The sequence below is a fragment of the Thiothrix sp. genome (assembly GCF_028714775.1).
Taxonomy (GTDB): Bacteria; Pseudomonadota; Gammaproteobacteria; order Thiotrichales; family Thiotrichaceae; genus Thiothrix.
Window position 1 is genome coordinate 1 of the sequence record NZ_JAQTLS010000059.1, and the last position, 4,690, is coordinate 4,690.

Annotated in this window: 2 protein-coding genes; both read left to right on the plus strand. The window is 48.1% G+C overall.

Features of this window, described 5'->3' with window-relative positions:
* The first annotated feature begins 633 nt into the window (after positions 1–633).
* Positions 634–3,393: a patatin-like phospholipase family protein gene (locus PHE17_RS21465; protein WP_301017972.1), complete on the plus strand. Its 2,760-nt coding sequence runs from the start codon at positions 634–636 to the stop codon at positions 3,391–3,393.
* 65 nt (positions 3,394–3,458) lie between these two features.
* Positions 3,459–4,424 (plus strand): lipase family protein, encoded by a 966-nt coding sequence (locus PHE17_RS21470; RefSeq protein WP_301017973.1) that lies wholly within the window; start codon positions 3,459–3,461, stop codon positions 4,422–4,424.
* Positions 4,425–4,690: the final 266 nt, after the last annotated feature.

Here is a 4,690-nt window from a genome sequence, read left to right on the forward strand (position 1 = left end):
TCATGTTTGCCTTCCGCGCAGGCACAGTGCTCTGCATTCAGGGAAGCACTGGCGAATTAACCGCGCTGCTGCAGGAGCGGCCTTGGCCGCGATAAAGCCTGGTTTCGCAGCCAGCGCATCCCCTAAAGAAACACCAGCTGGAATGCGCAATTTCCTATGTGTACCTAAGTATATCTAGGCATTTTTTCCCCTTGCAAGAATAAATAAAAAAAGCAAATATCCCATTACACAAAAACAGCTCCCACAATACCCAATGGGAGCACAAATTCAAAGACGGTTTGCAAGTGCAGTGGCTGATGTAAGCAACGAAAAAGTAAAAAGGGGATTCAGCGGTTGTTGCCGATTTATTGGCTTTACAACCACGACCTGCCCCTTGCGGGTGCTGCCCGCCCGTTTACGATCAGGGACAACTCGGCAGTTGTACCGCCAACGCCATCGGCGCAGCCATCCAGTTCGAGCGGCGTAAACAAAATTTACTGGAAGCATAGCTAAACTCTGAAAAATTAAATCAGCCAGCTAAGCTATTAGAAAGGTGGCAATTAAGCGAGAGCAGTTCATATTTCGCCACCTGCGCATTAAGTGGCTTAATCTACAATGCAAGCAGGATATTTTTGTTAATCAAGGGAAGTTACCATGCCTGACTCTTCGTCATTAGAAACAAAGCCTCCTCTTTACGGCGATGAAAAAGAAAATAAGGTCATTCAAGATGGGCGAAAAGCCTGTTACCCAAATGATGAATCACAATTATCTGAACCAAAATTTGGCTTAGCTTTCTCCGGCGGAGGTATCCGTAGCGCTACGTTCAACCTCGGCGTGTTGCAAGGATTGGCAGAAGCCCATCTACTCAAGCGAATTGATTATCTTTCTACCGTGTCAGGTGGCGGCTATATCGGCAGTTGGTTTTCTGCTCTATTGCATCGCAAAGCGATAGTCGTAGCCAACCTCAACACAAACAATAAGAAAACAAACAAACCGGATGCTAGTCATGTAAAAACCGCACTAGATAAGCTGCAAGATGAATTGACGCCAGAGCCAAAGGTATCGCAGACCGACCAAAAACTGCCCAAGGGTGAATCTTCCATTCAATGGCTGCGTCGCTATAGTGCCTATCTCACGCCACGCTATGGCTTGTTTAGCTTGGACACCTTGGCCGCGCTGGCGGGACTGTTTCGCAATCTATTGCTCAACCAAACGATATTGATTTGCCTGTTGATGGCGATACTACTGGCCCCGTATCTTTTGATGCGAGCCGGAAGATGGATGGCAACTATTCACGGAAATGGTCTGTTTACCATTCTTTCGATAACTACAGGCGTACTACTAATTGCAGCGATATTCCTTGTACGAGTTGGCTTGACTCGCCCCGATAGCCGTAATGCGCTTCCTGCTGTGATTGCTGCACTGCTAGGGTCATGTGGGGCAGTTCTCATTTTTTACCTCAATCAACATCAGCAATGTCTCTTTCTGCCAGCAATATCGAAATTCGGAGGCGTACTTTACGCATTGACATGGCTTATCTCACCGCAATGGAAAAACTGGAAGATGCAATGTTGGGCTGCTATATCTGGTGTCGCGCTTGGGCTGATGCTTTATGGCTATGGTGAGTTGCTGAGACCAGGATATATTCCTGCTAATTTGCTTGGCGCGTTCTCGCTAGTACTTGGCCCCGTCATCCTATTACAAATACTCTGCATGGCCGCCCTCATCCACATCGGACTCGTCGGTCGCGGCTTCAGCGAAATAAATCGTGAATGGCTAGGCCGCGCGGGTGGTCAGGTATTTGCACTGGAAATGGCATGGGTAGCCTTCACCTCACTCGCACTTTTTGCACCAGCCTTGATTGACTACCTCAGCGACTGGATAGCCTACAGCGGTGGCGTAGCTTGGGCACTCGGTTCGGTAGCAACTTTCTGGTTGGCGCGCAGTGACAAAAGTGGCGGAAAAAATACCAACCCGCTTCTAGAAAAATGGCTGGGTATTGCGCCATATCTAATCGTGTTGGGTTTGTTGATCGCTCTATCCACTGGGCTACACAATGGCTTGTTAGCTTATTCTGGCATTAAAAAAGAAAAAATTAGTGAAGCGCAACGGAGTGATTACACAATTACCATCAAGGACAAAAAGTTTGAGAAGTTCGAGGCCACCCCTCTAGATTCCCAGCCGAATATGCGCCAAAGCATGAAAGAAACCTTACAAGCCAATGTACGTATCGATTTTTATACACTACTGGGAGCATTCGGTATCTCTCTGCTAATTGGGACAGCTTTTGCTCGGCGCATAGATGTAAATGTATTTTCCATGCACCAGTTCTATCGCAGTCGATTGGCGCGTGCCTATTTGGGCGCATCCAATACAGACCGCAAACCCAACCCATTTGTCGATTTTGACGAGTACGACGATTTGGCTTTGTCTGAACTTGCGCGGCAACGCCCTGTGCATCTGGTGAACACCACTCTCAACCTGACCAAAGTCACCAACAATGAATTGCAGTGGCAAGAACGGCGTGGAATTTCATTTTTATTCTCGCCCCACTACTGCGGCTACCAACTTTCACCACAGCATCAGCATTATGTCCCCACTGAAAAATACATGCGTAGCATCCTGCCTGAACAGAAAGGCGTCATGCTCGGCACGGCGATTGCCATATCGGGGGCGGCTGCCAGCCCCAACATGGGCTATCACTCCTCGCCGCCTTTAGCCTTTTTAATGACATTTTTTAATATCCGTTTAGGAAGGTGGTGTCCCAATACTGCTGGAGATGAGATTGGCTTGTCTAGCCCGCGTGAGGGACTTCCCTGCTTACTAAGCGAATTATTTGGTTCGACTAACATAAACACAAAGTTCGTAAACCTCACCGACGGCGGGCATTTCGAGAACCTCGGCATTTACGAACTGGTGCGTCGCCGGTGCAAGCTGATTCTGGTTTCCGACAGCGGAGCCGACAGCATGGAGGGTTTCGAGTTTGAAGACCTCGGCAATGCAATTCAAAAATGCCGCGTGGATTTTGGTGTGGACATCAAAATGTTCGGCATGGAAAAACTCCTACCCAGGAAGGCAAAGTCCCGCATGGCTTATGGCCGGATCAAATATGACGATCAGGCGGAAAATGATGGCGTGCTGATTTACCTCAAGCCTGTATTGCGCGGCAACGAACCTATGGATATATACCACTATGCCGCCACGCATCATGACTTCCCACACCAAGGCACAGGTGATCAGTGGTTCGAAGAATCGCAGTTTGAAAGTTATCGTGAACTTGGATTAATCACCGTAAGAGAAATGCTGAAAAAGCTGGGCATTCCCGGAGATAATTCCAATGAGAGTTGCCTTGATTTTATCAATCGGATGCTCGCCCTCTGCGAGCCATTCATCCATCCGGCAAAAATAATCTAAACATGATGAAAAACTTTATTCGTTCCGCTTTAACCTTGATATGTCTCAGTGGATGCGCAACTAAGATGCCGCCCATCGCACCACAACCAGATTTGCCGAATGCAACAATCAGTCCACTTGCGTGCAAGATGTTGCACGCATCTGAATGCGCCTACCAAATCAAAAATGATGGCGAACTCGACGCGCAATTTTGTGGCTCAGTTATACAACAGGCTGTTGGTGCAGTCGGTAAAGTGCAAGACGACCAACGCGATGACCTTGTGCGAGATGCTGCATTCATCGGTCTCATGGGCAATGACGTCATCATCGCATTTCGCGGGACACAACCGCCTGGATCAGCTGATGCCGAAACTGTTATAGCAGACTGGGTTAATGACGCAAAAGCACAGCCAAGCCATGACCAAAACATGGGAACGGTTCACACAGGCTTTCTGGCTTCACTGGATAACACATGGCAGCCCATACTACGCGTGCTGAACGAATGGAAAACTGCCGGGAAATTGGGAAATTCAAAAATTTATATTACCGGTCATAGCAAGGGCGGATCAATTGCACAACTTGCCGCATTGCGGTTGAAGCAAGGCGGCTTCAATGTTACTGAGGTCTATACCTTTGCCGCATCACGGGCAGGTGGGGAAGATTTTGCGAGCCTATATAACGCAAAAAATATCCCTACTTGGCGTTTTGAAAACCAAGGGGACATCGTGCCACACCTTCCCCCCACTCAGATCGAATTAGACACTTTCCATGCACTGCCGTATGGAATTCTTAGAGAACTCAATGGAAACGGTATATACCGCTCCGTTGGTCGCTTGCAATACATCACTTCAGGCCTAAATATCAAGGATGTTTCCCCTGAACAAGATGCACAACTTAATCAACAACGCTTGGCATGGTTCAAGGAAGAAGCAAAGAACGAAGCGAGACACATACACCTCTTCCGCACGATTGTCGCAAATCATACATTGAGTGCCCCAAAAGAAGGGGAATCAAGTGATCATCGCTACTACCGTGCTGTGTGCGGCAATTAAAGAAGATTGAGCCCATTCTTGGAACCAAATGTACGAACCAGATGCACCAGAATATTTTTTCGCCATTTGCAGAAGCTAATGCTGACATCGGGAATTTCGCAAACCAATTCACGATGCCAACCCAAGGATCTTCTTATATAAAGGTAACCACCCATGCCGCTCACCAAAGGCCAACTCAAGGCCATCATGCCGCGCTGCGCTGCGAACCATTGGATTGATCCGCCGAATGTCGCGATGGGGCGCTTATGTAATTGCTACACGCAGCA

What these genes read in the sequence shown, in the direction of transcription:
- PHE17_RS21465 (WP_301017972.1), top strand. Translation starts at nt 634, where the DNA reads ATGCCTGACTCTTCGTCATTAGAAACAAAGCCTCCTCTTTACGGCGAT.
- PHE17_RS21470 (WP_301017973.1), top strand. Translation starts at nt 3,459, where the DNA reads ATGCCGCCCATCGCACCACAACCAGATTTGCCGAATGCAACAATCAGT.